This is a genomic window from Allosphingosinicella sp., assembly GCF_036387615.1.
In the GTDB taxonomy this organism is placed as follows: Bacteria; Pseudomonadota; Alphaproteobacteria; order Sphingomonadales; family Sphingomonadaceae; genus Allosphingosinicella.
Genome location: NZ_DASVTH010000027.1, coordinates 25,480 through 51,343 on the forward strand (window position 1 = coordinate 25,480; position 25,864 = coordinate 51,343).

The window sequence follows — 25,864 nt, forward strand, 5'->3', positions numbered from 1 at the left end:
GGACGCGCCCTGGCGACGCCGGCCCGGAATGGCCGCCCTGATCGACGCCCTCGGGGGCGGGGCCGAGACGCGCTTCGTTGGCGGTGCGGTGCGAGACACGCTGCTGGGCGCCGAGGTCAGCGACGTGGATCTGGCCACCCGGCTTCAGCCCCGGGAGGTGCTGGAGCGGCTGGCCAAGGCAAAGATCAAGGCGGTTCCGACCGGGATCGCCCACGGCACCGTGACAGCCGTTTCGGCAGGGACGCCGATGGAGGTGACGACGCTGCGGCGTGACGTCGCGACCGACGGGCGGCGAGCGACGGTGGCGTTCACCGACGATTGGATGGAAGACGCGGCGCGGCGGGACTTCACGATGAACGCGCTCTATGCCGTGCCTGAAAGCGGCGAGGTGCAGGATCATTTCGGAGGGCTGGCCGACCTCCAGCGGGGGCTGGTGCGCTTCATCGGCGATCCGCTCACGCGGATTGCAGAAGACCATCTGCGGATCCTGCGCTTCTTTCGCTTTCACGCGCGGCTCGGGCAGGGCGAGCCGGACCTTGCCGGCCTCCAGGCATGCGCCGCGCGGGCGAACGACCTGATGGCCTTGTCGCGCGAGCGGATCGCGGACGAGCTTCTGAAGCTGCTCGCCTTGCCCGATCCCGCTCCTACCGTGCGGCTGATGGTCGGGCGTGGAATCCTGCGGCCAGTCCTCCCCGAGATCGACGAGGCGGGCGTCGGGGGGCTCGAAGCGCTGGTGGCGAGGGAGGCGACCGTCGAGGTTTCGCCCGAACCGCTGCGCCGACTGGCCGCCTTGCTGCCGCCGGGCGGCGAACTCGCCGCCTCGATCGCGGCGCGGCTCCGGCTTTCGAACAAAGCTACCAAGCGGCTGGTCACTGCGGCGGAACGGCAGCGGAACGACGTGGATCGGCCGCTTGGTCTGGCTTACCGGGTCGGCAGCGAAGAAGCGGTCGATCGCCTGCTGCTCGGAGGAGGAGACCCGGCGATTGTCAGCTCCGTCCGCGCCTGGCGCAAGCCGCGCTTCCCGTTAAGCGGAGGCGAGCTGATCGCAATGGGGCTCGAGCCCGGGCCGGCGGTGGCGCGTACGATGCAAGCCGTCGAACGAGCCTGGATCGAGGGCGGGTTCGAAGGCGACCGGGATGCGGTCCGGGCGCTCGCCCGCGCCCATGTCGAGCGGGCGCTAGGTGATCGCGCGTAGAGGAGCGAACTCGACCGCGCTGGCGGCAGCGACTTCGGAGACGGACAGCCGGAACGGCGCGGCGAGCACCACGCCCAGCCGTTCGGCGAGCTCCATCGCGTCGGGCTGGCCGCGCTCGAGCCGCATCAGAATGGCGAAGCTGGCTTGTCCGGAACGGGCCAGCAGGTCGCCCGCGCGCAGTGCGGAGAGGAGGCGGCCGGCGGCAGCTATCAGGAGTTCGTCCGCGAGGGCCTGCTCTGCGGGGGCAACAAGCCTGACGCTCAGCAGGGCGTGGCTCGTGTCTTCGAAATTCGGGTGGCCGAGCACTTCGCCGACGCGCTCCTCGAAGGCGCGGCGATTGGGAAGCCCGGTCAGGCGGTCTCGGGCCTGCTCGGGCCGGAAGCTGCGCTCAGGCGCGGCCTGTGCGCTTCTGTCCAGCAGGGTCAGCAAGCAGCGATCCGGGAAATCGGGCGTGCCCGTCAGGCGGGCGAGCCGGACGACAGATTCGCCCCTGCCGATCGTTTCCCCATCCGACATCTCGAACTGGTGAACGGAGGCGCCGCCGTCGAACATGCCGCGAAGGGCGTCCCTGATCTGGCCACGCTCGAGCAGCGGCACGTCCGCGACAAGGGGCCCGCGCAGTCGCTCGTCGTAAGAAGAAAGGCTGCGGAAGCTGTCATTGGCGCGCAGGATCAGAGCCGGCCCGCCCGGTGCGCGTCCGAGCTCGGCGGCGGGAATGGGAAGCCCGTCGAGCAGCTCCTGCCCCTCGCTCGGAGCTTCGGACTGGGCTGGCCTGAGCGGTTGCGCCTTCATGACGTGTTTCTAGGCGGGCGAGGGTTAAAACTTGTTGTCGCGCGGGAAGCCGTTGGGGGGCATGCGGCCGGCGGCGCCACGGGCGGTGCGCCAGGCGGAGAGGTCGGCTTCGGTGCGAGTGCGTCCCGAGGCGCCGCCCATGCTCCAGCTCAGGCCGTCGGCGAAGCGGAAGGTGACTGCGTCGGCAAGGCCGCCATCGCGGTAGCGCTGGATGCCGACGCCCTGCCCGCGCGCCATGTCGGGCAGCTCGGTCAACGGGAAGACGACCATCTTGCGATTGTCGCCGATCGCGGCGAGGTAATCATGGCCTTCCCCGACCTGGCGGATGATCTTGAGCCGGGCGCCCTCTTTCACGTTCACGACCTGTTTGCCTTTTCGCGTTTCCGCGATCGCGCCGCGCGCCGAGGTGAGGAAGCCGCGGCCGTCGGAGGTGACCAGCAGCAGCTTCGCACCCGACACGGCCGGCATCAGCGCCAGAATGTCACCGTCGCCTTCCAGATCGACCATCAACCGCACCGGCTCCCCGAAGCCGCGGCCGCCCGGCAACTTGTCTCCGCCGAGTGTGTAGAAGCGGCCGCCGGTGGTTGCGAGCAGCAGCTTGTCGGTAGTCTGGGCGTGGAAGAAGAAGCGTGGGCCGTCCCCTTCCTTGAACTTCATCGTCTCGGGGTTGCCGAGATCGACATGGCCTTTCATCGCGCGGATCCAGCCGCGCTGGGACATGATCACGGTGATCGGCTCGCGCTCGATCATCGCTTCCAGCGGAATGTCGCGCGCCGGGCCGGCTTCCTCGATCGTCGTCCGGCGGCGCCCGAGCGGCGTGTCGGGGCCGTAGCGGGCGCGTAGCGCGGCCAAGTCCTTCTTGAGCTTGGTGCGCTGGCGGGCGGGCGATTCGATCAGCTTCTGGAGTTCGCTCCGCTCCTTGGCCAAGGTGTCGCGCTCGCCGCGAATCTGCATTTCCTCGAGCTTGCGCAAGGAGCGCAGGCGCATGTTGAGGATCGCCTCGGTTTGCCGGTCGGTGAGGCCGAATTCGGCCATCATCACCGCCTTAGGCTCGTCCTCCTCGCGGATGATCTGGATCACGCGGTCGAGGTTGAGATAGGCGATGAGGTAGCCGTCGAGCAGCTCGATCCGGTCCTCGATCTTGCCAATTCGGTAATTGGCGCGCCGGACCATCACCTCGAACTGGTGGGCCAACCAGGCGCTCAGAGCGTCGTGCAGGCTCATCACCCGCGGCGTGCGGCTGGCGTCGAGCACGTTGAGATTGAGTGGGATGCGGACTTCCAGGTCCGTCAGCCGGAACAGGCTGTCCATCAGCATGGCCGGATCGACGGAGCGGCTGCGGGGCTCGATCACGATGCGGATCAGTTCGTCCGATTCGTCGCGGACGTCCGCGAGGATTGGCAGTTTCTTGTCGTTGATGAGGGCGGCGATCTGCTCGATCAGCTTGCCCTTGGGCACCTGATACGGAATTTCGGTGACGATCGCGGTCCAGGTGCCGCGGCCCTGATCCTCCTGGCTCCAGCGGGCGCGGACGCGAAAGCTGCCGCGTCCGGTGCGGTAGGCTGCGGCGATCAATTCGGCATTGTCGACGATGACGCCGCCGGTCGGGAAATCCGGACCGGCAACGAAGTCCATCAATGCGGCGTCGCTCGCCCTGGGATCGTCGATCAGGTGGATCGCGGCATCGATCAGCTCGGCGACATTGTGCGGCGGGATCGACGTCGCCATGCCGACCGCGATCCCGCTCGCGCCGTTGGCGAGCAGGTTGGGGAAGAGGCCTGGGAAGACCTCCGGCTCCTCTTCCTCGCCATTGTAAGTCGGCTTGTAATCGACGGTGCCGTCGTCGAGCCCGGCCATGAGGTCGATCGCGACCTGCGTCAGCCGGGCTTCGGTGTAGCGGTAGGCTGCGGCGTTATCGCCGTCGATATTGCCGAAATTCCCCTGCCCGTCGACGAGCGGGTAGCGCAGCGAGAAGGTTTGCGCCAAGCGAACCATCGCGTCGTAGACCGACTGATCGCCGTGCGGGTGGTATTTGCCGATCGTGTCGCCGACCACGCGCGCGCACTTCTTGTAGGCGGCGGCGGGATCGAGCCGGAGCAACCGCATCGCCCATAGAAGGCGGCGATGGACAGGCTTCAGCCCATCGCGAACGTCGGGAAGCGATCTCGCGGTGATGGTGGACAGGGCGTAGACGAGATAGCGCTGCGACAGCGCCTCGTCGAACGGCGCGTCGGCAATCTGGTCGAACGGGTCGGACATCCAGTGAATGGTTAAGCGGCGCCCGCCAGTGCTGCAAGCGCGACCGGTAGAGTGAGGTGCGTCCGCTTTGGCGATTGGCGGGTTTCAGCCACGATGTCCTACTCGACTTGGGTGCTGATCGCGGGAGCCGCCGTCATCGGCGCGGTGCTGATCGCGCAGTGGCGCCTGATCCAAACGCGGCCGGAGCATTTCCGGACGGAGCGGCTGCGTGGCGCGCTGTATGTCGCGATCCTGTTCGTCAGCTTTTCGGTGATGCACTGGCACCTGACGGAGGCGGAGAGGGAGCCTGAGCAGTGTTGCCTGACCTTGTTCGGGGAGGAAGTTCCTCCGCCCGGTGCAAACCCGAATGTGGAGCCGCCGCCCGCGCCGCCTCCGCCGACGCGGCCCGATGGGCTCAGCTCCCGGCCTTCTCCGCCCGCGCCTCGAGATAGCCGTGAATGGACCGGAGCTCGGCATCGTTGAGGTGGCTGAAATCGTCGCGGGCGACCTTGGACATGAGGCCGACTTCGCGGTTGCCGGCGGCTTTGCCGGTCCGCATCAGCGTGCGGAACTGATCGAAATCATAAGCGCCGGCAATCGTCAGATCGGGGCTGACGTCGCCGCTTTCCATGGTGAGCCCGTCGAGCGAAGGGCCGTGGCAGTCGGCGCAATATTTGCCCGCCAGGTTCTGGCCGGCCTTGTGCTGCGCGCCGGCAGGGACTGGCCCATGCAGGCGATATTCGGCCAGCTTGGCGACCTGGGGGCGCAGCTTTCCCGTGGCGATAGCGACGCGGCCGAGGGGGCGGGCGGAGAAGCCTTCGGTCAGTCCGGACCCGCGCGGCAACCCGCGAATATAGGCGATCAGAGCCGCCACCTCCCCGTCACTGAGCCGCTGATAACTTGCCGAGGGCATCACGAACAGGTTGCGGCCGTCATGGCCGACGCCCCGCCTGATCGCCAGCGCGAGCTGCTGGTCGGTTGAGCGCGCAGCGATGGCGGGGATGTTGGGCGCGTAGATGCGCACCACATTGGGCACGTCGAGGAATTCGCGGCCGCCGAGATTCTCGCCATGGCAGCTGACGCAGCCCAGGATCTTGGCCTGGCGCGGCGCGTCTGCCAACTGAGCCGGGCTCGCCGGCTGCAGCTGCTCCGGTTGGGCGGCGTGACCGTGGCTCAGCACCCATTGCGACATACTCAACACGCCCATAACGGCGAGCAGCGTCAATGCCGCGAGGCCGCCGATGCCATAACCCGTCCAGCGCAAAAGCTTCCTCATGTCCAAAAATTCCCCGGACCCGATTGCAAGTTAGAAATGTGCGAGCGCGCCCAAGCAGAGCGGCGGGGGCCGAACCACCGCGTTGCGGCAAAGATGGCCCGCCAATCGGCGGAGCTGCGCATCACCCGCTTCCACTCCGACCGGGAGTGCGGCTAGGGCGACGAAGATGACCGAAGCTTTTCAGATCGAGGCCGTCGCGGACGGCGAAGGGACCCGCTTTACCGTCACGCGGAGCGGCCAGACGCGCCAATATCACCTGCCCGGAGGGGAACAGGAGGATTATACCCACTTCTACCGCGAAGTGGCGCGCGACTTCGGCACGCGCATTTCGCACAATTTCGAGAATCCGCGCGGGCTGGCCGAGGACCATCCCGGCTGGCAGCCGCTGATCACCACCAATCTCGATCCGCGGATCCACGCCGGTCATGGCGACCCGGCCGTGCTCAAGACTGACGAAGGCTATTACCTCGTCTCGACGTCCAACGACGCCGCCGACGCCTTCCCTATCCTGCGCTCGGACGATCTCAAGAATTGGGAGGTCGTCAGCTTCGTGTTCCCCGCAAGCCAAGCGCCCGACTGGACAGCGTCAGGCCGCCATGTCGGCGATTTCTGGGCGCCGGAAATGGCAAAGGTGGGCGATGAATATTGGCTGGCCTACACGGCCCGGGAGAAGAGCAACGCGCTCGCCATAGGGCTTGCCAAGGCGCCGCGCCCGGAAGGGCCGTGGCGCGATGTCGGCCGACCGCTCCTGACCGCGGGCGTGGTGGTTTGCCCGCCCGAAGGCGCGAGCGAGGCCAACCCGCCCAAGGCGAGCGGCGGCGTGATCGATTCCCACTTCTTCATCGACGAGGACGGCACGCGCTACCTGTTCTGGAAAGCGGACACGAACGGCGTCTGGCCGCGCCCGCTGGCCGGCTGCCTGCGTGAAAATCCGGAGCTGATCGAGCAGCTGTTCCACACCGAGGAGGACCGCCGCACCGCCGCCTTCGCCGCGGCCGTACAGCCCTGGGCGAACGGGCGCCGGCCGATCGAGCGCTTCTTCCTGATGCAGCCGCTGATCGAGGCGGCGCTGGACGTGTGGCCGAACGTGAGGCGCGTGCTGGAGGATTGCGGCCAGGCCGGGCACATCATCGACGCCATGCGCACGCCCGTCCGAGGGCAGCGGCTCGGCCCGGACGGAACCACGTTCGAGGGCGAGCCGACCGTGGTGCTCGCCAACGATCTCGATTGGGAAGGGCATCTGATCGAGGGGCCGTGGGTGACGAGGCAGCAGGGCCGCTACTGGATGTTCTACGCCGGCAATGACTTCTGCACACCCAATTACGGGATCGGCGTCGCCGTCGCGGACCATCCGCTCGGGCCCTACGAGAAGTTTCCCGAGCCTCTGCTCAAGTCGACCAAGAGCTGGTGGGCGCCGGGCCACGCTTCGGTGGCGCCGGGGCTGGATGGCGAGCCGCAGCTCTTCTTCCACGCCTTCTTTCCGGGCACCGGCGGGTACAACGCCTTTCGCGCGCTACTGACGGCGCGGCTGCGGTTCACGAAGGACCGCGTGGAACTGCTGAGCGATCCAATCTGAAACAGCTGTGGTGCTGGAACCGAGGTGAGGTAATTGCGTTTGTCTACTGGGCTGGTAGAGATACGGCTCACATGGAGAGACGCCAATGCGCAGACTGCTTCCCTTGCTTGCCCTGTCCACGCTCGCCGGTTGCGGCGGGGTCCCTTCGGACCAAGAAACTTCCACTCGCGACAGCAACTCGAACGCCAGCGCCGACGTCAATATGGACGCCAGCAGCGACGCGGCAGCTGGGGCGCCCGGCCTGTCGGTAACCGCCGCGCCGGGGGTGGCGTTCGATTATCGTTATGCGTTCCGGCTCCCGTCCGCACGGATCGCGGCCGTCCAGGAGCAGCATGCCCAGGCGTGCGAACGGCTCGGGCTGGCGCGGTGCCGGATCACGGGCGCCAAGTACCGGGTGGTGGGCGAGCGCGAAATCGAGGCGATGCTTGCGTTCAAGGTCGATCCGACGGTCGCGCGGGCGTTCGGGAAGACCGGTGTCGAGGCTGTCGACAACGCGGAAGGCATGCTGGTCGATGCAGAGATTACCGGCACCGACGCGGGCTCCGCGATCAAGGCGGCAAGCCGGGGCGAGGCGGAGCTGACCGAGGAGCTCCGCACGCTCGAGCAGCAGCTCGCGCGCGCCGGCCTGCCGGGACATGAGCGGGCGCGGCTGCAGATGGATGCGCAGAGCTTGCGCGAACAGCTGCGAGGCATCCGCGCCGGGCGAACGGCACAGCAGGAATCGGTCGCGACGACCCCGATGGCGTTCCACTATGGTTCGGGCGAGCTGATCCCCGGCTTCGACACGCGCGGGCCGATCCGGGCGGCGCTGGCGCGGGCCGGCGAGAACTTCGTGGCGGGTGTCTCGACGTTGATCGTGCTGCTGATCACCATCCTGCCCTGGGCGGGGCTGGCCTTTGGCGGCTGGTGGCTGATCACGCTGCTCCGCACCCGTTTCGCCTGGCTGCTGCCGACCAGGCCGGCTGAAGCCTGACAGGTCCGCGCCGGGCAACAACCGGTCAGGGCGGCTCGATGAAAGCATCGGCCGGGCCGGTGGCGGACTGGGCGGCGACCTGGGTCAGGAGCCAATCGCGAAAGGCGCGGATTTTCGGCGCCGCGCGGCGGTGCTCGGGATAGACAAGCCAGTAGCTGGGGCCTTCGTGGACGTGGAGCGCGAACGGCCGGACCAAGCGGCCGGCGAGGAGCTCGGGCTGCCACATCAGCGGACTCAGCATGCCCACGCCATGCCCCGCCATCGCGGCATGGCCCTCCGCCGCCTGGCTGTCGAGCCGGATGCCCGGCCGCTCCACACGCGCACCAGGCGCGAGTCCTGCCGCGGCAAACCAGAGCTTCCACCAGGCGTCCTCGGGGCTGAGCCGCGGCAGTCCGAGCAGTTGTTCTGGCGCGCGCAGATCGTAGCGCTCCAGGAATTCCGGGCTGCACATGGGCGTCACGTGAAGGCGGAATAGAAAATGGCGCCTTAGCCCGGGCCACGATCCCAATCCGCTGCGGATGGCGACATCGACATCGTCGCGGGCGAAGTCGACGAGCGCAGAAGCGGTATGGAGCCGCACCGCAAGCTCCGGCCGCTCGATCTGGAACAGGCCGAGGCGCGGCGCCATCCAGTTGGTCGCGAAGGTCTGGGTGGTGCTGATCTTGAGTACGCCCTCGTCGGCATCCACTATTCCGGCGAAGGCGTCGGACAGCCCGTCGAACGCACCTGCGACCAGCGGGGCTGCCTTGCGGCCGGCATCCGTGAGCGTGACCCGGCGCTTGGCGCGGAGGAAGAGCGGGATGCCGAGCCGCTCCTCAAGCAGCCGGATCTGGTAACTGACCGCGGCCTGGGTCATGCCGAGCTCGGCCGCGGCGGCCGTGAAATTCTCGTGCCGCGCGGCAGCCTCGAACACCCGGACGGCTTGCAGCGGCGGTATGTGGCGCATGGCAAGATGATAAGCTGCCCTTATCACCTGTGTCGAGCTTTTGGTTGGCGAAAGGATTCCGGAAAGCTCATTTCCCCTCCTGTCCGGCGGGATTGCCGGCGGTTCCAGGATGGAAAGGATCATCGAAATGCGCGATGAGATGGATAGCCGCTTGTGGGTCGAGCATCACGAGGGGTGGAGCGAGTTCGTGGACGGCGTGATCGGCGGAATCGCCAAGGTGCTGCGCCGCATCTACGAGATCGAGTTCGACGCGCCGTGGCGTCACCTGCCCAAGCAGGAGCATTGAACGCCATCTTGCGGGGATGGGACGGGCGGCTAGAGGAGCGGGGGTGACCAGGTCCTTCCGTTCCGCCCTTGCCCTCGCGCCGGCAGCGTGGCTAGCCGGCTGCGCGATGAGCAGCCCCTCGCCTTCCCCTGCCCCGTCCGCCGCGTCGTCGAGCGCGCCGACGGCTGAGTTGATGAAGTGGCCGGACCTGCTGGGACGACAGCGGCCGGAGCCGACAGCGTCGATCACCTATGGCGAGCATCAGCTTCAGCGGGTCGACGTGTGGGTTCCCGCCGGGCCGGGGCCGCACCCGACGGTTTTGATGGTGCATGGCGGCTGCTGGCAGACGGAGATCGCCGATCGCCGCATCATGAACTGGGTCGCCGACGACCTGCGTCGGCGCGGCATGGCGGTGTGGAACATCGATTATCGCGGCGTCGACCGGGAGGGCGGCGGTTATCCGGGCACTTTCCTCGACGCCGCGGCGGCGGCCGATGCGCTGCGGACGCACGCGGCTGCCTACAAGCTCGACATCACGCCCCTGGTGGCGACCGGCCATTCGGCGGGCGGGCATCTGGCCTTATGGCTGGCGGCGCGGCCGCGGCTGCCGGCGGCAAGCCCGTTGCGGACAGCCGACCCGATCCGCATCGACAGCGTGGTGAGCCTTGGCGGACTACCGGACCTCGAAGAGGCCGCGCGGCCGCCCGGGAGCGGCTGCGGAACGGAGGTGGTCGCACGGCTGACCGGCGGCCGGTTCGAAGACACCTCGGTGCCGCGGCTTGGCCCACTCGGGGTGGACCAGGTGCTGATCAACGGGATGCAGGACCGGATCATTCCGACCGCTTATGCCGAAGGCTATGCCGCGCCGATGCGGGCGAAGGGCGACAAGGTGCGAGTGCGCATGATCGACCGGACCGGCCATGTCGAGTTGATCGCGCCGGAGACGGCGGCCTGGGCCGCGACGGTGGAGGAGATCGAGCGTGCGCTGGGGCGGCGCTGAGATCCTCCCCGGGACGGGGAGGGGAACCATGCAGAGCATGGTGGAGGGGGTCTCGAGACCCGCAGTGCTTATTCACCTCCCCCTCCACCAGCCTGTGGCTGGTCCGTCTCCCCGTCCCGGGGAGGATCGATGACTCGCGACGAGGCACACGCGCTTGATGCGGCAGACCCGTTGCGGGGTTTCCGCGAGCGATTCGTGCTGCCCGAGGGCGTCATCTACCTGGACGGCAATTCGCTGGGCGTGCTGCCCAAGGCCGCCGCCACGCGCCAGCGCGAGGTGGTCGAGCAGGAGTGGGGCCGCTCGCTGATCCGCAGCTGGAACGAGCATGGCTGGATCGAGGCGCCGGCTCGGATCGGGGCGAAGATCGCGCCGCTGATCGGGGCGCGCCCGGGCGAGGTGATTGTCGCGGACTCGGTTTCTGTGAACATCTTCAAGCTGCTCACCGCGGCGGCGGCACCGAGCCCGGAGCGGCGGGTGATCCTGTCGGAAGCCGGCAATTTCCACACCGACCTGCATGTCGCGAGCGGCGCGGCCGAGTTGATGGGCATGGAGCTTCGCGTGGTCGAACGCGGCGAGCTGGAAGCGGCGATCGGGCCCGATACGAACCTGCTGCTGCTCACCCATGTCCACTACAAGGCGGGCTTCCGGTTCGACATGGCGGCGCTCACCGCCCGCGCTGGCGAGGCCGGCGCGCGCGTGGTCTGGGACCTCAGCCACAGCGCCGGCGCGGTGCCGCTCCAGCTCAACCGCGACGGGGCCGAACTGGCAGTCGGCTGCGGCTACAAATATCTGAACGGCGGTCCGGGGGCCCCAGCCTTTCTGTATGTGGCCAAGCATCTGCAGGAGCAGCTCATCCCCGCGCTTCGCGGCTGGATGGGTCATTCCGCGCCGTTCGCCTTTCACGATCACTATGAGCCCGCGCCGGGCGTCAGCCGCTTCCTGGTCGGCACGCCGCCCATGCTGAGCCTGCTCGCACTGGAAAGCGGGATCGAGACGTTCGACGGCGTCGACATGGATGCGGTCTGGACGAAATCGATCGCCTTGTTCGACCTGTTCGCCCGGCTCGCGGAGGAGCGCTGCCCGGCGCTTGAGTGCATCTCGCCCCGCGAACCGGACCGGCGCGGCAGCCACATCTCATTCCGCCATCCCCATGCCTTCGAGCTGTGCCAGGCGCTGATCGCAGACGGCGTGATCGGCGACTTCCGTTCGCCCGACGTGATCCGCTTCGGCCTGACGCCGCTCTATCTCGGGTTCGAGGATGTCTTGGACGCGGTCGAGCGCATGGCGGCGATCCTCGACACGGGAAGCTGGCGCGAGCCGCGCTTCGCCGTCCGGGGCAAGGTGACCTGAGCGCCGCCAACCTTGATTGCGCACCCCCCGACCCTGCGTTATAGCCCCCGCTCCGCCCCGCCCGCGCGTCTTCCAACCGATGCCGCTCGCGGGGCGCAGTCGTTTATTCGCCGGAGACTAAGCCCATGTCCCGCCGCCGCCAGATCTACGAAGGCAAGGCCAAGATCCTCTACGAGGGTCCCGAACCCGGCACGCTGATTCAGTATTTCAAGGACGACGCGACCGCCTTCAACGCCCAGAAGAAGGGGACGATTTCCGGCAAGGGCGTGCTCAACAACCGCATCTCCGAGCATCTCTTCACCTTGCTCGGCACGATCGGCATCCCGCATCATTTCATCCGCCGCCTCAACATGCGCGAGCAGCTGATCCGGCAGGTCGAGATCGTGCCGATCGAAGTGGTGGTGCGCAACGTCGCGGCCGGTTCGCTCTCCAAGCGGCTCGGGATCGAGGAAGGCACGCAGCTGCCCCGCACGATCATCGAATATTATTACAAGGACGATGCGCTCGGCGATCCGATGATCGCCGACGAGCACATCGCCTGCTTCGGCTGGGCCAGCCAGGAGGAGATGAACGACATCGCCGACATGGCGGTGCGCGTGAACGACTTTATGTGCGGCCTGTTCGCCGGCATCGGCATCCGGCTGATCGACTTCAAGCTGGAGTTCGGCCGGGTGTGGGAGAACGAATATCCGCGCATCATCCTGGCCGACGAGATCAGCCCGGACGGCTGCCGGCTGTGGGACATGAAATCGGGCGACAAGCTCGACAAGGACCGCTTCCGGCTCGATCTCGGCGGCGAGGCCGAGGCTTATCAGGATATCGCGCGGCGGCTGGGTCTCTTGCCGGAGGGCGAGGCCAATATGGTGCTGGACCTCGACAAGCACCGGAAGCGGCGGGGCAAGTAGGGCACGCGCAAAGCCGTGCTTACGCGTCGGCCCGGACTCGATCCGGGCGCGGGCTGGCTTTGGTGCTGGCGCGAGTGAAGAACAGCCTTGGCCCGGGTCGAGCCCGGGCCGACGAAACGTCAGGGCCAGCCGTGAAACTTACTTGGCGGCGGTGACCGGGCCGCCCATTGCGACGCGGCTGGTCGCGGCCTGGGCGCGGCGCTGCATGGCGAGGACGAGGTCGTTGGCTTCCATGAAGGGGATCGGGTTCACGGCCTTGCCATCGATCCGCACTTCGTAGTGGAGGTGGCTGCCGGTCGAACGGCCGGTGGAGCCCATGAAGCCGATCAACTGGCCGCGCTTGACCTGCTGGCCGGCGCGGACGGCGGAGCGGGTGAGGTGGCCGTACCGCGTCTGGATGCCGCGGCCGTGATCGAGCTCGATAAGGTTGCCGTAACCGCCGGCCCATTCTGACCGGCCGACGGTCGCATCGGCGGTGGCGTAGATCGGCGTGCCGATCGGGGCGGCGAGATCGATGCCGGCATGCATCGCGGCGCGGCCGCGGAACGGATCGGAGCGAACGCCGTAGCCGGAGGTCAGCGCCGTGCCCTTGACCGGCTGGGTCGAGGGGATCGCAACCGTCGCGGCGGCGGGCTTTTCCAGGCTCTTCCAGCTGGCGAAGAGCTGCTTGAAATTGGGAGCGGAGCGGAGCGGCTGGACCGCTTCGAACGGGCCGCCGACACCGCCCTGGGGAGCCTCGGCCGCAATCGCGGGAGCGGCGAACAGGGACAGCAAGGCTGCGAAGAAAAAGCGACGTGGGCTAAACAGGTTACGGAACTTTCCTGCGGTTGGGCCATTGGAGCCATTAAGCATACCAGTCATCGCAATCCCCGATCGACCTGACGATCGACTGCCATGAGACTGGCCGCCGAAGCGCCTGATGGGCCTTCCGGCCCGGCTGTAATCGTCAAGGAAGCTGCCCACCCCGTGACGTGTGGTTGCAGACTGTTAAACCTTCCTTGCCGCGTCCAGCCCTTCGTAGAATTCGCGGGACAAACCGGCTTGGTCGCGCGCTGAAGCGTTGAATGGTGGCTTCAACTCGCCCCTGAAGTGCCGGCGGACGAGCAGACGCCAATGCTCCACTGGCGAAAAACCTTGTGATTCTGCGGCTCTCGTAAACCATTTTGTTCCGGCGCCGACATGTCTGATCTCGTCGCTGAAGATGCGGTTCAGGATCGCAGCGGAGCGAGTGTCGCCCGCCATTTCGAACCGGGCGACGGTTGCAGGCGTGACGTCCAGCCCGCGCGCCTCCAGCACCATCGGCACGATCGCCAGCCGTGCCAGCGCGTCGACCGCCGTCTCGGCAGCCGCTTCCCACAGTCCATCATGGGCCGGCAGCGCGCCATAAGCCGAACCCAGCGCGCGCAGGCGCCGGTCGAGCAGAGCGAAGTGCATCGCCTCATCCGCGCCGACCCCGAACCAGTCGTCTACAAAGCTCGGCGGAAATCCCGCGCCGAACCGCCCGGCGGCGTCGAAGGCGAGATCAATCGCGCCATGTTCGATGTGGGCCAGTGCGTGCAGCATGGCGATGCGGGCGCGCTCGGAGCCGGCGCGGCCGCGGCTGGGCATGCGATTGGCCGGGAGCAGCTCGGGTCGTTCGGGGCGGGCGGGCCGGTCCGGCATCGGCGCGTCGAAGGCGAACGCGAGCCGGCCACGACGCCAGGCCCGGTTCGCGGCGCGTGCCGCGCGAATCTTGTCGCGCGGATCGGCGGCCAGAAGCACCGCGCGGGCGGCCTTTGCGACGGTGACGGGAGCGGACATGCCGCTCAGCTTAAGCCGACCTTATCTCAGGAGCGACCCCGCATATCGGAGCCCATAGGGAGCCCGCGCGGTCATCGCTTTTCGAGATTGCGGAGGGCGACATAGCCGTCCGAGTGCGATCCACGGGTGACCCACAGCCAGCGGGTCCCACCGATCTCCTCGACCTGGCCCTTCAGGATTACGTTCTTGCGGGCGACCGCTCGAATCGGGCTGCTTATGCTTGGCGACGCCCTGACATTGACCTGTCTCAGGGTCACGAATGAGGGCTCCAGGAGCAATCGCGAATGGAGGGGCGGAGGCGTCAAGGCGTAGATCGCGAGCGTCACGACCAGCGCGGCGACAAGCACCGTTCCGGCCCCGGCTTTCAAGCTTCTCCTGCTGCCGTCCCTGGGCAAAGGGTGCTCTGGCTCACCGTGTTGCGGCTGAGCGATCTCGGCGACCATCCGTGTTTGTGCATTTTCCGATGAAGGCCGAGCCGGGATCGGCCAAGGCATCGTCGTTTCCGATCCATGCGAACGCGTTTGGATGCTTTGGTGCCATGCTTCGAGCAGGTCTCCGCTTGTGCGGTGGTTCTGGCGCTCGACCAGCGCGGGAATTCGGAAAAGGTCAGCCACCCACCAAACGAGGAGTCCGCCGAGGGTCAGCCAGAAGAGCGCCTGGACCACAGGTCTCCTCAGGTAGAGGTAGTGCGATCCGAGACAGAGCCAGGCGAGGTAAGCGTAGCGCCGTTTCTTCCGCGAGGCGTGGAGCTGCGAAACCAGCATCTCACCATTGAAAGCACCGCTCGTGCTCAGCAACCTGGAGTCAGGAAATGTTCGCATGATCGCGTCCGCCATCCACCTTCGCCACCGCATCATCGGTGTGTTGGCACTATGACACAGCTGTGGCTGCGGGGGCAATCATCCGTTGAATGCGGACGTGACGGCGGGCTGGACGGCTCGCGCGCTCGACGAACCAAGGCGGGAGCCGCTGGATTGCTTCGTCGGCGCGCTGCTTCCAATAACCGTCTTGGTGCGCCCGAACCTTCATCCTCACCTGGTCAACGGCCGGTTCGGCGATCCGGCGCTCTACGTCGAGATGCTGCATCGCCGCGACGCCCTGCTGTTCGACATGGGCGACCTCTCGGGCTTGAGCGCGCGCGATCTGTTGCGGGTGGACCATGTGTTCGTGACGCACACGCATATGGACCATTTTATAGGCTTCGATACGCTGCTGCGGGTCTGCGTCGGGCGCGAGAAGCTGGTGCGGATGGTCGGGCCAAGCGGGTTTCGCGAGCGCGTGGAGCACAAGCTGCTCGCCTATCAGTGGGATCTGTACGAGCGCTACGACACTGATCTGGTGTTCGAGGTTCTGGAAGTCGGGAGCGAGTCGATCGGGCGCACTGCCCGGTTTCGCTTCAAGACGGGCTTTGCGCGGGAGGACGGGCCCGAGACGCCGATCCAGGACGGCGTGGTCGCGAAGGGCTCCGGCTTTGTCGTGCGTGCGGCGCTGCTTGAGCATCACGGGCCCTGCCTCGGCTATTCGGCGGCCGAGCCTGTACATGTGAACGTGTGGAAGAGCCGCCTGGAGGAGCGGGGACTTGCGGCGGGGCAGTGGCTGCAGGCACTGAAGCAGATGATACTCGACGGAGCGCCGGACGAGGCGCCAATCGAACTTCCTGATGGTGGGAGCACCGAACTTGGCGGCCTGCGCGACCTGATCAGCGTCACGCGCGGGCAGAAGATCGCCTATGTGACCGACGTGGCGGATAGCCCCGCCAATCGCGCCGCGATCACCGCGCTCGCCGCGGACAGCGATACTTTCTTCCTGGAAGCCTGCTTCGCTGCGGCAGACGAGGACCATGCCCGGCACCGCGCGCATCTCACCACGCGTGCCTGCGGCGAGATCGGGCGCGCGGCCGGGGTGCGGAGGCTGGAGCCGTTCCACTTCTCGCCGCGCTATGCGGGCGAGGAGGAGCGCATGCTGAACGAGGTCGCGGAGGCTTTTGGCGGGCCGCTGGGGCCTTAGCCCTTCATGCGCACGTAGCTGCCCGGAGCCGGCTCGAGAGCGGCAAGCGCGCCATCGCCCGGCACGCGGGCCGGCACCTGCTCCTGGTCCTTCCCGAGCCAGCCCTGCCAGTGTGGCCACCAGCTGCCTTCGTTGCGAGTCGCGCCTTCGAACCAGTCTTCCGCCGTGTCGGGGAGGTCCGAGTTCGTCCAGAAGCCGTGCTTGTTGGCGGAAGGCGGGTTGATCACGCCGGCATTGTGGCCGGAGCCGCCGAGCAGGAATGTCTTGGGCCCGCCCCACAGCCGCGCGCTGTCGTAGGTCGCGCCCCACGCCGAAACGTGGTCGTCCTTGAGGCTGATCGCCATCAGCGGCGATCGACACGCGCCGAGGTCGAGCGGGACGCCATCGATGGTCACGCCGCCGGCCTCGCGCAGCTTGTTGTCGCGCAGGAGCTGGGTCGCGTAGCTGAGCAGGAAGGCGCGCGGGATGTGGGCGCCGTCGGCGAACCAGTAGAGGATGTCGGAGGGTGGCGCCTCGCGGTCGAGCAGATAGTGGCTCACCACCGACGACCAGATCAGATCGTTGGCGCGCACCGCGCTGAACAGCGCCTGGAGGTCCTGGGCAGCCATGAAGCCCTTCTGCTCCAGGTGCCGCTCCATCGCCTTGAGCTGCTCGGGATCGGAGAAGGTCGCCCATTGGCCGAGTTCGGCAAAATCGAACAGCGACCCGATCGTGGTAACGGAGGCGATGCGCTCGCCTTCGCCGCGCCCAGCGAGATATGCCGCCGCCATCGCCCCGAGGGTGCCGCCCATGCAGAAGCCGAACAGGTCTACCACGCGCTCGCCTGTCGCCTGCTCGATCGCATCGAGCGCGGCGACGGGGCCGAGCTTGATGTAATCGGCCATGTCCATGTCGGCGAGGTTCGCACCCGGATTGATCCAGGAGACGACGAAAACGGTATGGCCTTGCTCGACCAGCCAGCGCATCAGGCTCGACTTGGGCTGGAGATCGAGCAGGTAATATTTGTTCACCAGCGGCGGCACGTAGAGAACGGGCCGGCGATACACCTGGTCCGTCGTTGGCGCGTACTGGATGAGCTGCATGAGCTCGTTCTGGTATACGACGCTGCCGGGCGTCGCGGCGATGTCGACGCCGAGCTCGAATTCCTTCGACGCCCGACGCTGGACGATACCGGGCTGGGCGGCGGCGTCGGCGAGCAGGTTGGCGAGGCCGGAGATCAGGCTGACCGACCCCGTGTCGATTGCGCGGCGGATCGCTTCGGGATTGGTCAAGGGGAAATTGGCGGGCGAGAGCGCGTGCAGGCTCTGCTGGGTGTAGAACAGCATCTGGGTGCGGGTGGCGGGGTCCAGACCTTCGGCACTCTCGACCATCTCGACCATGCGCTTGGTGGCGAGCAGATAGGCCTGCTTCAGGTAATCGAAAACCGGCTCCTCGCTCCACGCCGGATCGTTGAAGCGTCGGTCGCCGCGTTCCGGCGCGATCAGGGGCTCGGGCGTGCCGCCGCTCGCGCGGGTGGCGGCGGAGCTCCACAGCTTCACCATGTCGGCCGCGGCCTGTTGCTGCACCTGCAGTGCCTGGGCCGGATTGGTCAGCATGTGGGTCGCGAACGCGGAAAACGCCCGGATCGGAGAGGCCGGATCGAAGGGGAGCGCGGTCGCGGGCTTGGTGGCGGCGTCCGCTGAGGCGCGCAACACGTCGGCCGCGCTCGTGACGACCCGCGACCACGCCTGCGCGAACTCAACCGGGCTCGGCGCCGTTTCGGGCAGCTTCCACACGCGGGTGTCGGTCATCGTTTTGATTCCTTCGTGCACTCACAACCCGTCCGGGCTGAGCTTGTTGAAGCCCACCCCTGCTCTTTCTGGGTCGGAGAAGAAGGAGCGGCCTTCGACAGGCTCAGGCCGAACGGAGCAGACGTGTGATCCGTTCCAGTCGCGAATGCGCTCTCAGAGCGCCATCAGCTCGTCAACCGCGCCGCAATCGCGCGGGCTCACGAACAAGAACGCCAGAGCCTTGGCCGGGTTGCGAGTCGCCCAGCCGGCTTGCGGGTCGGCAACGTCGGCATGGGCCGCGACGACAGCGCGCGGAGCGGCGATGAAGGAGGCGAAGTCGATTTCAACCGCGTCGGCGAACGCGCTCGCTGGGGCTACGAACGTCATGGCTATTCCTCTTGAAGGGGTGCGCAGCCTTTTTCATAAGGCACATGGGAAATCCATCGCCATTGTGTCGCAACCGTAGCGCGAAAGTTCACATACCTTGGCCGACTTCGACTGGAACAGCCTGGGTGCCTTTCTGGCGATCGCCCGAACGGGCCGGCTAACCGGCGCGGCGGCCCGGCTGCAGGTCGATCACATGACACTCTCCCGCCGGATCGGGGCGCTGGAGCATGGGCTCAAGGCGAAGCTCTTCGACCGCAGCCCGCAAGGCTACGCGCTGACCGAGGCTGGCCAGCGGCTGCTGCCGATCGCGGAGGAGATGGAGCGGCTTGCGCTCGGCGCACACGAAAGCGTGGGCGGTAGCGCGACCAGCGTGTCGGGCACGGTCCGGATCGGCTCGCCGGAGGGCTTCGCAAGCTACTTCCTTGCGCCGCGGATCAGCCGGCTGACCGAGCGCCATCCACAGCTCAATATCCAGCTGGTCGCCACCTCGGCGGCCTTCAGCCTCTCCAAGCGCGACGCCGACCTCGTGATCGCGGTCGGCCGCCCACCCTCCGGGCGGCTGCAGGCGGTGAAGCTGATCGACTATGATCTCGCGCTCTACGCCGCGCCTTCGTACCTCGAGCGGCACGAGGTCATCACCGCGCTCGCCGATCTGAAGCGGCATCGCCTGGTCAGCTATGTCGGCGATCTGCTGAGCTATCCCGAACTGGACGTGCGCGACGAGATCGCGCCGGAGGGTTCGACGGCGTTCGAGAGCAGCAACCTGGTCACCCAGCTCAAGGCGACGCGGGCGGGCGCAGGGCTGTGCGTGCTGCCCGCGTTCGCAGTGGGGGCGGAGAGCGGCCTTGCGCGGGTGTTGCCGGACGAGGTGCGCTTCACGCGCTCATTCTGGCTCATCGTGCACCACGACCTTGCCGGGCTTGCACGGGTCAAGGCGGTGCTGCGTTTCATCCAGGAAGAGGTCGAAAGCGCCGAATCGATCTTCAAGCTGGACTGAAAGGAGGGGAGCGCGGACCGCGCTCCCCTGCAAAGATCAGCCTTCCTGGCTATGGTTGTGCGATCCGCCCTCCCGGGACACGCCGGCCAGCGCGGCTTCGGCGGACTGGCCTTCGTCGTCGAGCTTGGTGAGATCGCCGAGCGAGACGATCCCGACCAGCTTCTGTCCCTCGCGGCTCAGCACGGGAAAGCGGCGGACCTGGGCGTTGCTCATCTGAATGGCGACTTCGTCGACATCCTCGTCATCGAAGCAGAAGAGCGGCTTCTCGCTCATCGCATCGCGCACCGGCGTGTCCGGCCCGCGGCCTTCGGCAATGATGCGGACCGCGATATCGCGATCGGTGACCATGCCGACCAGGCGATCGCCTTCCTGCACCGGCACGACGCCCGCATCGGCGCTCAGCATCAGCTTGGCGGCCTCCTGGATGGGCTGCTCGGGGGTGACGACCTCCGGATTTGAGGTCATGATTTCAGATACTTTCATGGGTTTGAACTCCTCGGGCTGGGCCGATTGGAAACGGCCAGTGAGGGCCCCCTGTTCCAACCAAAGGAGCAACTGGCGTCCGCAGCTGGGCGAACGCTGATCGCGTCGAACACCACCTCTCGCGATGGCGACCGGGCAAAAGAAAGCCCGCCATCGGGGCAGTCGATGGCGGGCGAGTTCAGGGAGAAGCGGCCGGGTCCGGCCCGGCTCTTGGAATATCAGGCGGCGTCGAGGAAGGTCGGCTTGAAATTGCGGCTATGCATGCCCGCGCCACGTGAGGTCGCTTCGGCCAGGGGAAGCGCCGTCGAGCAGAAGCCGCATTCGGCCAGGGTCCGACCGACATACCAGTGAGTGCGCCCGCAGCCAGGGCAGTGGTTGATCTGGTTCTCGCGGTAGACGGCATGGTAGCCGCGCGCCGCCGGGTCATGGGCGAAGCTCTTGTTGCTGACCTGGATCATGGTTCGTCGCCTGTCCTTGTGTGCTTGGACATGCGTGTTTCACGGCTCGGGGAAGCTGTCACGCCCCCGAAACGGCCCTGTGCCGAAAGGATACGCGAGCGGCTGAAGTCTTAATCGGTTCAGCGGAACAGCGGCTTCGATCAGCCTGCCGGCCGGAAGCGCCGGCGATCGGGGTCGAAGCTGCAGCGGTAGCGGCGCTTGATGCATTCGTTGAAGAAGCGGCCCGCCGAAGGCGCTCTCTTGAGCGCGTCGTAGATCGCCCGCGGCACGCCATGATAGACATAGCGGCCGGTCTCCTTGAACCAGATGCTGAGCGCCCCGGCCTCCTCGTCATAGGCGATCCGGGAGATGAGGCTCGAGCTGAGTTTGGCGGCGCGCATGGCGGGGATCCCGTGAAAGGAATCGAGCGCCAGCGCCCTTGCGACTCGCGGGTTCCTGGCATTTCGCCAATCCGAATCGAACTCGCGCCAGAACGAGTCGGCTTGTGCCGGCAGCGTCCCTGACCGATGATCCGCGCGGAGATTCGGACATGCCCAGGGACGCACGGGTCGACGCCTATATCGAGGCTCAGGCGGACTTCGCCCGGCCGATACTGACCCATTTACGCGAGGCGGTGCACGCCGCCTGCCCCGAATGCGTCGAAGCCATCAAGTGGAGCATGCCGGCCTTTCTGCACAGGGGCAAACAGCTGGCCGGCATGGCCGCCTTCAAGGCCCATGCGACGTTCGGTCTGTGGCGTGGATCCGAGCTGGTCGAGAGCAAGCCGGGCCAGGCGAACGCGATGGGACAGTTCGGCCGGCTAACATCGCTCGACGACCTGCCCCCGCCTCCAGAGCTGGAGGCGCTCATCAAGCAGGCGATGGCACTCGCCGACGCGGGCGCAAAGCCGGTCCGCAACAAGAATGTCAAGGAGCCGCTCGATCCGCCGCCCGACTTGCTGGATGCGCTGGCGGCAGATTCGGCAGCGTCGGCGGTCTTCGAAGGCTTCCCGCCAGGCTGCCGGCGCGAATATTTCGAATGGGTGCTGGACGCTAAGCGCCCCGAAACTCGCGCCAGGAGAATCGCTCAAGCGGTGACATGGATCGCCGAGGGCAAGAAGCGCAACTGGAAGTACGAGAAGTGCTGAGGAGACGTTCGTGAGCGAGTCGCCGTTGAAGCGGAACAGCAAGTCCAATCTCGAACGGCTCTTGCAGGAAATGCTGGATCGGCCCGCCTCCGAGGCTGAGATAACGCGCGAAATCGAGGAGGAGTTCGGAGAAACACGCGCCGTGCTGGCGCTCGACATGAGCGGCTTTTCACGGACCACGCAGCGGCGCGGCATCGTTGCCTTTCTCCTGATGATCCATCAGATGAAGCGGATCGCACGCCCTGTGATCGAGGCGAATGACGGGATCGTGGTCAAGGCGGAGGCCGACAACCTGTTCTGCCTGCTGGAAACGACGACGGGCGCCATCAAGGCCGCACGCGAGATCATCGGGCGGCTCGAGACCGTCAATTTGGTCCTGCCCGAAGACAGGCGGCTTTACGCCTCGATCGGCATCGGCTGGGGCCGCATCCTCAACGTCGATGAGCGTGATCTGTTCGGCGACGAAGTGAACCTGGCCAGCAAGCTTGGCGAAGACGTGGCCGAGAAGAACCAGATCCTGCTCACCCAGGCCGCCCAGGCGATCGCCGCCCAGAGCGGCCTCGATACGCGCGAGGCCAGCGTCAGCATCTCGGGACTGACCCTGAATTACTATCAGCTGGTCTAGCCTGGAGTTCCGGGTTGATCGCCGGCCGCGCCCGGCCCACATGCGGCGCATGCTGATCCAGACCGAAACCACGCCCAATCCGCTGACGCTCAAGTTCTTGCCCGGCGAGACGGTGATGGCCAGCGGGACCCGCGATTTCGCAACTCCCGAGGAGGCCGAGGCCTCGCCGCTGGCGAACGCGATCTTTTCGACCGGGGATGTGGAAGGCGTGTTCCTCGGGCGGGACTTCATTTCGGTGACCGCGTCGCCCGGCTCCGACTGGCGGCAGCTCAAGCCGCAGGTGCTCGGGATTCTGCTCGATCATTTCGCCAGCGGCGCGCCGCTGTTCGCACCGGGCAGCGCGAGCGGCATCGACGTCGCGGCCAGCGAGGATTTCGGGGACGACCCGCAGGATGCCGAGATCGTCGCGCAGATCCGCGAACTGATCGATACGCGGGTGCGGCCGGCGGTCGCCAATGACGGCGGCGACATCGTCTATCGCGGCTTTCGCCAGGGCAAGGTATACCTGGCGCTGCAAGGCGCCTGCTCGGGCTGCCCTTCCTCGACGATGACGCTCAAGCAAGGGATCGAGAGCCTGCTCAAGCATTATGTGCCCGAGGTCGAAACGGTCGAGGCGATCTAGACCAGACTGGTCGGGGAATGCGCCTCCCGCCCATTCGGCCCTGAGGGTGCAGTCCGTGCACAACATATGCAGCTTGTAATCGACTGCGCGACCGCGGCCTGTTCGGCCGCGCTGATCGAGGGCGCGCGGCTCGTGGACGAGCGATACGAGTTGGTCGGCCGCGGCCATGCCGAGCGGCTGGTGCCGATGATCCGGGAGCTGCTGGCGGGGCGCCGGCCCTCCTCGATCCTGGTTGATTGCGGCCCAGGGAGCTTCACGGGGGTACGGGTCGGCCTCGCCGCGGCGCACGGGCTGGCGATCGGCTGGAGAAAGCCGCTGCACGGCTATAGCTCGCTGGCGGCGATCGCGGCGGCGGCTGGAGGGAGCGGCGAATTGGCGGTTGCGCTGCAGGCCGGACATGGGCAGCTTTTCGTGCAAAGCTATGACCGGGACCCGCTCAAGCCGCTCGACGAACTGCGCTCGCTGCTGCCCGCCGACGCCGCGGCAGCGATCGGCGCCCGCCTGGTCCTGGGCTCGGGCGCCGAGACCCTGGTGAGCGCGCGCGGCCACGGCGAGGCATTGGACAGGCTGCCACGCGCGGCCGACGTCCGGTTGCTGCCCGAGCCGCTGCGGACGCTGCCGCCGCGGCCGATCTACGGCCGCGCGCCGGACGCCAAGCCACAGGCATGAGCAAGTGCACCGTCAGCATCTCGGAAGGGAGCATCCTCGACCTTGAGGCCGTCATGGCGGTGATGGAGGACAGCTTCGACCCCGCCTACGGAGAAGCCTGGACGGCCGCCCAGTGCGCCGGCCTGATGCCGTTGCCCGGCGTCTGGCTGAGCGTTGCTCGCCAACATGAGAAAGTCGTCGGGTTCGCTCTCGGCCGGATCGTGCTCACCGAGGCCGAACTTCTCCTGCTCGCCGTGAAACGAATTGGTCGCCGCCGCGGCGTGGGCCAATTGCTGCTGGATCGGTTCCGGCTGATCGCAAGCGCGAAAGGCGCCTCGAAGCTTCATCTGGAGGTGCGGGACGGCAATCCCGCGATGAACCTCTACAGGCGCGCCGGTTTTACTGAAGCTGGTCGCCGCCGGAACTATTATACCGGGCGCGACGGGCAGATATACGATGCCCTGACACTCATGCGGGAGACTTTCATCTAGTCACCCTGTGGTAATTACGGTCCAATTCGTGCTTGCGGAATCGCGTGGCACATCTCATTTGACACATTATCACCATACCTCATTTTGGGTATGGCAAGCGGTAGGCTTAACATGGACGCCAGTAACAACCTGAACGAAACCCTGATCACGCTGACGGCCGACATCGTTTCCGCGCATGTCAGCAACAATAGCGTTGCGGTGAACGATCTGCCGACCCTGATTCAGAACGTGCATGGTGCGCTGACTGGACTTGGCGTGAAGGTGGAAGAGCCGGAAGTGAAGCCTGAGCCGGCCGTTTCGGTCCGCTCCTCGATCAAGCCCGACTATATCGTATGCCTGGAGGACGGGAAGAAGCTGAAAATGCTGAAGCGGCATCTCATGACTCACTACCAGATGACCCCGGACGAATACCGGGCCAAGTGGGGCCTTGCCGCCGACTATCCGATGGTTGCTCCCAATTATGCCGAGCAGCGTCGCACACTGGCCAAGAAGATCGGCCTCGGCACCAAGCGCCGACGCACCGTCAAGAAGTAGGCGAAGCGCACAGCAGAGCGCTTTGACGGCGGCGCGGCTTCGGCTAATGCCGGGCCGATGACCCGCCGGATCGACATCGAAGCGCTCTGCAACGAGAAAGGCCTCCGTATCACCGAGCAGCGGCGCGTGATCGCGCGCGTGCTTTCGGAGGCGGAGGACCATCCTGACGTCGAGGCGCTGCACGAGCGCGCCGCGGCGATCGACAGCGGCATCTCGATCGCGACCGTTTATCGGACGGTGCGCCTGTTCGAAGAGGCCGGAATTCTCGAGCGGCACGATTTCGGCGACGGCCGCGCCCGCTACGAGGCGGCCGATGCGACTCACCACGATCACCTGATCGACGTCGAGACCGGCAACGTCATCGAGTTCGTCGACGACGAACTCGAGGCGCTCCAGCGCAAGATCGCGGAGAAGCTCGGCTTCCGCCTGGTCGATCATCGCATGGAGCTGTTCGGCGTCGCGCTCGCCCGCAAGCAGTGAGCGGATGAGCCCTGCGCTCCCGAGATGATTCGGCTGGTCGGTCGCGTCATACTGATCGTTGCGGGCCTGCTTTTCTGCCTGCCGTTCCACTATGCCTGGAAGCTGTTGCGCCGCCCGTCTCCCTGGCCGCGCCGGTTCCTGTGGTGGGTGGGGCGGGCGTCAGGGGTGCGCGCCACGATCAACGGCACCCCCCTGCCCTCACAGGTGCTATTCCTGGCCAATCACCTTTCCTGGCTCGACATCATGGTCCTGGCCGGCGCGAGCGGGACGGCGTTCGTGTCCAAGGATGAGGTCGGCCGGTGGCCGGTACTGGGCTGGCTGGCGCGCCTCAACAACACGGTGTTCATTGCGCGCTCCGACAGAAAGTCGGTGCGGGGCCAAGCCGATGCGCTTCGCGCGGCGTTGGCGAGCGGACAACCGGTGGCGCTGTTTCCGGAAGGCACGACCGAAGGCGGCACCGATGTGCTGCCGTTCCGGGCGAGCCTGCTCCAATCGCTGTTCCCGCCACTGCCCGACCTCAAGGTCCAGCCGGTCGCGCTCGATTATGGCGATGCGGGCGAAGAGATCGCCTGGACGGGCGAGGAGCGCGCCGGCGCCAATGCCCGCCGGGTGCTCTCCCGGCCCGGTACGATCCAGGCATTGATCCACTTCCTGGAGCCGATCGAGCCGGCGAACCTCGGCGATCGCAAGTCGCTCGCCGAGCGCGCCCGGTCCGAGATCCTGGTCGCGCTGGCTTCCGCGCCCGCGGCCGATCGCCTATAGGCCGATCGCGATGACCACCCCCAAGACTTTCCACGTCAAATCATTCGGCTGCCAGATGAACGCCTATGACGGCGCGCGCATGGCCGAGCTGCTGGAGGCCGAGGGCATGTCCGCCGCGGCCGACGGAACTGCCGCCGACCTCGTCGTGCTCAACACCTG

At 66.9% G+C, this 25,864-nt stretch carries 29 protein-coding genes and 1 pseudogene; 18 read left to right on the forward strand and 12 right to left on the reverse strand.

What is annotated here, in order from left to right; all coding sequences use genetic code 11:
* The first annotated feature begins 28 nt into the window (after window positions 1-28).
* Window positions 29-1,195 carry a CCA tRNA nucleotidyltransferase gene (locus VF631_RS04230; RefSeq protein ID WP_431849028.1) on the forward strand — a complete coding sequence of 389 codons (1,167 nt, stop codon included), beginning with the start codon at window positions 29-31 and terminating at the stop codon, window positions 1,193-1,195.
* Here the strand turns inward: VF631_RS04230 and VF631_RS04235 are convergent.
* The 3 genes from VF631_RS04235 to VF631_RS04245 form a co-directional block, all read right to left on the reverse strand.
* Complete coding sequence (locus tag VF631_RS04235) at window positions 1,178-1,987, reverse strand: hypothetical protein (RefSeq protein WP_431849029.1); 810 nt, start codon at window positions 1,985-1,987, stop codon at window positions 1,178-1,180. The two genes, VF631_RS04230 and VF631_RS04235, sit on opposite strands and share 18 nt — an antisense overlap.
* Before the next feature lie 24 nt (window positions 1,988-2,011).
* Entirely contained in the window at window positions 2,012-4,246 is a 2,235-nt protein-coding gene (gene parC, locus VF631_RS04240) for a DNA topoisomerase IV subunit A (RefSeq protein ID WP_431849030.1), read from the reverse strand.
* 394 nt (window positions 4,247-4,640) lie between these two features.
* Window positions 4,641-5,501 (reverse strand): c-type cytochrome, encoded by an 861-nt coding sequence (locus VF631_RS04245; protein ID WP_431849031.1) that lies wholly within the window; start codon window positions 5,499-5,501, stop codon window positions 4,641-4,643.
* Window positions 5,502-5,667: 166 nt separating this feature from the next.
* Between VF631_RS04245 and VF631_RS04250 the strand changes: the two genes are divergently transcribed.
* Both VF631_RS04250 and VF631_RS04255 read left to right on the forward strand, forming a co-directional pair.
* Complete coding sequence (locus VF631_RS04250; protein WP_431849032.1) at window positions 5,668-7,077, forward strand: glycoside hydrolase family 43 protein; 1,410 nt, start codon at window positions 5,668-5,670, stop codon at window positions 7,075-7,077.
* Window positions 7,078-7,162: 85 nt separating this feature from the next.
* Window positions 7,163-8,050 (forward strand): hypothetical protein, encoded by an 888-nt coding sequence (locus VF631_RS04255; protein WP_431849033.1) that lies wholly within the window; start codon window positions 7,163-7,165, stop codon window positions 8,048-8,050.
* Window positions 8,051-8,075: 25 nt separating this feature from the next.
* On the opposite strand, the gene gcvA is transcribed toward VF631_RS04255, so the two are convergent.
* Window positions 8,076-8,996 (reverse strand): transcriptional regulator GcvA, encoded by a 921-nt coding sequence (gcvA, locus tag VF631_RS04260; RefSeq protein ID WP_431849034.1) that lies wholly within the window; start codon window positions 8,994-8,996, stop codon window positions 8,076-8,078.
* A gap of 109 nt (window positions 8,997-9,105) precedes the next feature.
* Here gcvA and VF631_RS04265 point away from each other — a divergent pair, with 109 nt between their 5' ends.
* The 4 genes from VF631_RS04265 to purC all read left to right on the forward strand — a co-directional run bounded on the left by VF631_RS04265 (window position 9,106) and on the right by purC (window position 12,516).
* Complete coding sequence (locus tag VF631_RS04265) at window positions 9,106-9,282, forward strand: hypothetical protein (protein WP_431849035.1); 177 nt, start codon at window positions 9,106-9,108, stop codon at window positions 9,280-9,282.
* Between the two features lie 43 nt (window positions 9,283-9,325).
* Window positions 9,326-10,261: an alpha/beta hydrolase gene (locus VF631_RS04270; protein ID WP_431849036.1), complete on the forward strand. Its 936-nt coding sequence runs from the start codon at window positions 9,326-9,328 to the stop codon at window positions 10,259-10,261.
* Between the two features lie 129 nt (window positions 10,262-10,390).
* Complete coding sequence (gene kynU, locus VF631_RS04275; protein ID WP_431849037.1) at window positions 10,391-11,611, forward strand: kynureninase; 1,221 nt, start codon at window positions 10,391-10,393, stop codon at window positions 11,609-11,611.
* A 125-nt stretch (window positions 11,612-11,736) separates the two neighbouring features.
* A complete protein-coding gene (gene purC / locus VF631_RS04280) occupies window positions 11,737-12,516 on the forward strand; it encodes a phosphoribosylaminoimidazolesuccinocarboxamide synthase (RefSeq protein WP_431849038.1) in 780 nt (259 codons plus the stop codon).
* A gap of 138 nt (window positions 12,517-12,654) precedes the next feature.
* Here purC and VF631_RS04285 read toward each other — a convergent pair whose 3' ends face one another.
* The 3 genes from VF631_RS04285 to VF631_RS04295 all read right to left on the reverse strand — a co-directional run bounded on the left by VF631_RS04285 (window position 12,655) and on the right by VF631_RS04295 (window position 15,137).
* Window positions 12,655-13,290: a M23 family metallopeptidase gene (locus VF631_RS04285; RefSeq protein WP_431849039.1), complete on the reverse strand. Its 636-nt coding sequence runs from the start codon at window positions 13,288-13,290 to the stop codon at window positions 12,655-12,657.
* Window positions 13,291-13,503: 213 nt separating this feature from the next.
* A complete protein-coding gene (locus VF631_RS04290; protein ID WP_431849040.1) occupies window positions 13,504-14,316 on the reverse strand; it encodes a ferritin-like domain-containing protein in 813 nt (270 codons plus the stop codon).
* Between the two features lie 71 nt (window positions 14,317-14,387).
* The gene (locus VF631_RS04295) at window positions 14,388-15,137 is read right to left on the reverse strand and encodes a hypothetical protein (RefSeq protein ID WP_431849041.1); all 750 of its coding nucleotides are present in this window, start codon (window positions 15,135-15,137) and stop codon (window positions 14,388-14,390) included.
* 190 nt (window positions 15,138-15,327) lie between these two features.
* Between VF631_RS04295 and VF631_RS04300 the strand changes: the two genes are divergently transcribed.
* The gene (locus VF631_RS04300) at window positions 15,328-16,323 is read left to right on the forward strand and encodes a ribonuclease Z (RefSeq protein WP_431849042.1); all 996 of its coding nucleotides are present in this window, start codon (window positions 15,328-15,330) and stop codon (window positions 16,321-16,323) included.
* Here VF631_RS04300 and VF631_RS04305 read toward each other — a convergent pair.
* Together VF631_RS04305 and VF631_RS04310 are read right to left on the reverse strand one after the other, a co-directional pair.
* The gene (locus VF631_RS04305) at window positions 16,320-18,113 is read right to left on the reverse strand and encodes a PHA/PHB synthase family protein (protein ID WP_431849043.1); all 1,794 of its coding nucleotides are present in this window, start codon (window positions 18,111-18,113) and stop codon (window positions 16,320-16,322) included. The two genes, VF631_RS04300 and VF631_RS04305, sit on opposite strands and share 4 nt — an antisense overlap.
* 153 nt (window positions 18,114-18,266) lie before the next feature.
* Complete coding sequence (locus VF631_RS04310; RefSeq protein ID WP_431849044.1) at window positions 18,267-18,479, reverse strand: hypothetical protein; 213 nt, start codon at window positions 18,477-18,479, stop codon at window positions 18,267-18,269.
* A gap of 97 nt (window positions 18,480-18,576) precedes the next feature.
* On the opposite strand from VF631_RS04310, the gene VF631_RS04315 reads away from it, so the two are divergent.
* Window positions 18,577-19,476, forward strand: coding sequence for a LysR family transcriptional regulator (locus VF631_RS04315; RefSeq protein WP_431849045.1), 900 nt, complete (start codon window positions 18,577-18,579; stop codon window positions 19,474-19,476).
* Between the two features lie 36 nt (window positions 19,477-19,512).
* Here the strand turns inward: VF631_RS04315 and VF631_RS04320 are convergent, their stop codons facing one another.
* From VF631_RS04320 to VF631_RS04330, 3 genes are all read right to left on the reverse strand, one after another.
* On the reverse strand, window positions 19,513-19,959 hold the full coding sequence (locus VF631_RS04320; RefSeq protein WP_431849046.1) for a CBS domain-containing protein: 447 nt from the start codon (window positions 19,957-19,959) through the stop codon (window positions 19,513-19,515).
* Window positions 19,960-20,177: 218 nt separating this feature from the next.
* Window positions 20,178-20,417: a hypothetical protein gene (locus VF631_RS04325; RefSeq protein WP_431849047.1), complete on the reverse strand. Its 240-nt coding sequence runs from the start codon at window positions 20,415-20,417 to the stop codon at window positions 20,178-20,180.
* 140 nt (window positions 20,418-20,557) lie between these two features.
* Window positions 20,558-20,797: a KTSC domain-containing protein gene (locus VF631_RS04330; RefSeq protein WP_431849048.1), complete on the reverse strand. Its 240-nt coding sequence runs from the start codon at window positions 20,795-20,797 to the stop codon at window positions 20,558-20,560.
* A 149-nt stretch (window positions 20,798-20,946) separates the two neighbouring features.
* Here VF631_RS04330 and VF631_RS04335 point away from each other — a divergent pair, with 149 nt between their 5' ends.
* The 9 genes and pseudogenes from VF631_RS04335 to VF631_RS04375 all read left to right on the forward strand — a co-directional run.
* Complete coding sequence (locus VF631_RS04335) at window positions 20,947-21,543, forward strand: YdeI/OmpD-associated family protein (RefSeq protein ID WP_431849049.1); 597 nt, start codon at window positions 20,947-20,949, stop codon at window positions 21,541-21,543.
* 10 nt (window positions 21,544-21,553) lie between these two features.
* Entirely contained in the window at window positions 21,554-22,168 is a 615-nt protein-coding gene (locus VF631_RS04340; RefSeq protein WP_431849050.1) for an adenylate/guanylate cyclase domain-containing protein, read from the forward strand.
* A gap of 49 nt (window positions 22,169-22,217) precedes the next feature.
* Complete coding sequence (locus VF631_RS04345; RefSeq protein ID WP_431849051.1) at window positions 22,218-22,790, forward strand: NifU family protein; 573 nt, start codon at window positions 22,218-22,220, stop codon at window positions 22,788-22,790.
* 66 nt (window positions 22,791-22,856) lie between these two features.
* Window positions 22,857-23,459: a tRNA (adenosine(37)-N6)-threonylcarbamoyltransferase complex dimerization subunit type 1 TsaB gene (tsaB, locus tag VF631_RS04350; protein ID WP_431849052.1), complete on the forward strand. Its 603-nt coding sequence runs from the start codon at window positions 22,857-22,859 to the stop codon at window positions 23,457-23,459.
* On the forward strand, window positions 23,456-23,929 hold the full coding sequence (locus tag VF631_RS04355) for a GNAT family N-acetyltransferase (RefSeq protein WP_431849053.1): 474 nt from the start codon (window positions 23,456-23,458) through the stop codon (window positions 23,927-23,929). The genes tsaB and VF631_RS04355 overlap by 4 nt, the downstream gene beginning before the upstream one ends.
* 111 nt (window positions 23,930-24,040) lie before the next feature.
* A complete protein-coding gene (locus tag VF631_RS04360) occupies window positions 24,041-24,463 on the forward strand; it encodes a MucR family transcriptional regulator (protein WP_431849054.1) in 423 nt (140 codons plus the stop codon).
* A gap of 57 nt (window positions 24,464-24,520) precedes the next feature.
* Entirely contained in the window at window positions 24,521-24,943 is a 423-nt protein-coding gene (locus VF631_RS04365) for a Fur family transcriptional regulator (RefSeq protein WP_431849055.1), read from the forward strand.
* A gap of 24 nt (window positions 24,944-24,967) precedes the next feature.
* Window positions 24,968-25,705, forward strand: coding sequence for a lysophospholipid acyltransferase family protein (locus VF631_RS04370; RefSeq protein ID WP_431849056.1), 738 nt, complete (start codon window positions 24,968-24,970; stop codon window positions 25,703-25,705).
* A 10-nt stretch (window positions 25,706-25,715) separates the two neighbouring features.
* Window positions 25,716-25,864 (forward strand): annotated as a pseudogene (locus VF631_RS04375) (tRNA (N6-isopentenyl adenosine(37)-C2)-methylthiotransferase MiaB); the annotation flags it as partial.

Bases quoted from the DNA above. Each gene is read 5' to 3' on its own strand.
- VF631_RS04230 (WP_431849028.1), top strand. From the start codon at position 29: ATGGCCGCCCTGATCGACGCCCTCGGGGGCGGGGCCGAGACGCGCTTC.
- VF631_RS04235 (WP_431849029.1), bottom strand. From the start codon at position 1,987: ATGAAGGCGCAACCGCTCAGGCCAGCCCAGTCCGAAGCTCCGAGCGAG.
- parC (WP_431849030.1), bottom strand. From the start codon at position 4,246: ATGTCCGACCCGTTCGACCAGATTGCCGACGCGCCGTTCGACGAGGCG.
- VF631_RS04245 (WP_431849031.1), bottom strand. From the start codon at position 5,501: ATGAGGAAGCTTTTGCGCTGGACGGGTTATGGCATCGGCGGCCTCGCG.
- VF631_RS04250 (WP_431849032.1), top strand. From the start codon at position 5,668: ATGACCGAAGCTTTTCAGATCGAGGCCGTCGCGGACGGCGAAGGGACC.
- VF631_RS04255 (WP_431849033.1), top strand. From the start codon at position 7,163: ATGCGCAGACTGCTTCCCTTGCTTGCCCTGTCCACGCTCGCCGGTTGC.
- gcvA (WP_431849034.1), bottom strand. From the start codon at position 8,996: ATGCGCCACATACCGCCGCTGCAAGCCGTCCGGGTGTTCGAGGCTGCC.
- VF631_RS04265 (WP_431849035.1), top strand. From the start codon at position 9,106: ATGGAAAGGATCATCGAAATGCGCGATGAGATGGATAGCCGCTTGTGG.
- kynU (WP_431849037.1), top strand. From the start codon at position 10,391: ATGACTCGCGACGAGGCACACGCGCTTGATGCGGCAGACCCGTTGCGG.
- purC (WP_431849038.1), top strand. From the start codon at position 11,737: ATGTCCCGCCGCCGCCAGATCTACGAAGGCAAGGCCAAGATCCTCTAC.
- VF631_RS04290 (WP_431849040.1), bottom strand. From the start codon at position 14,316: ATGTCCGCTCCCGTCACCGTCGCAAAGGCCGCCCGCGCGGTGCTTCTG.
- VF631_RS04295 (WP_431849041.1), bottom strand. From the start codon at position 15,137: ATGCGAACATTTCCTGACTCCAGGTTGCTGAGCACGAGCGGTGCTTTC.
- VF631_RS04305 (WP_431849043.1), bottom strand. From the start codon at position 18,113: ATGACCGACACCCGCGTGTGGAAGCTGCCCGAAACGGCGCCGAGCCCG.
- VF631_RS04310 (WP_431849044.1), bottom strand. From the start codon at position 18,479: ATGACGTTCGTAGCCCCAGCGAGCGCGTTCGCCGACGCGGTTGAAATC.
- VF631_RS04320 (WP_431849046.1), bottom strand. From the start codon at position 19,959: ATGAAAGTATCTGAAATCATGACCTCAAATCCGGAGGTCGTCACCCCC.
- VF631_RS04325 (WP_431849047.1), bottom strand. From the start codon at position 20,417: ATGATCCAGGTCAGCAACAAGAGCTTCGCCCATGACCCGGCGGCGCGC.
- VF631_RS04330 (WP_431849048.1), bottom strand. From the start codon at position 20,797: ATGCGCGCCGCCAAACTCAGCTCGAGCCTCATCTCCCGGATCGCCTAT.
- VF631_RS04335 (WP_431849049.1), top strand. From the start codon at position 20,947: ATGCCCAGGGACGCACGGGTCGACGCCTATATCGAGGCTCAGGCGGAC.
- VF631_RS04345 (WP_431849051.1), top strand. From the start codon at position 22,218: ATGCTGATCCAGACCGAAACCACGCCCAATCCGCTGACGCTCAAGTTC.
- tsaB (WP_431849052.1), top strand. From the start codon at position 22,857: ATGCAGCTTGTAATCGACTGCGCGACCGCGGCCTGTTCGGCCGCGCTG.
- VF631_RS04355 (WP_431849053.1), top strand. From the start codon at position 23,456: ATGAGCAAGTGCACCGTCAGCATCTCGGAAGGGAGCATCCTCGACCTT.
- VF631_RS04360 (WP_431849054.1), top strand. From the start codon at position 24,041: ATGGACGCCAGTAACAACCTGAACGAAACCCTGATCACGCTGACGGCC.
- VF631_RS04365 (WP_431849055.1), top strand. From the start codon at position 24,521: ATGACCCGCCGGATCGACATCGAAGCGCTCTGCAACGAGAAAGGCCTC.
- VF631_RS04370 (WP_431849056.1), top strand. From the start codon at position 24,968: ATGATTCGGCTGGTCGGTCGCGTCATACTGATCGTTGCGGGCCTGCTT.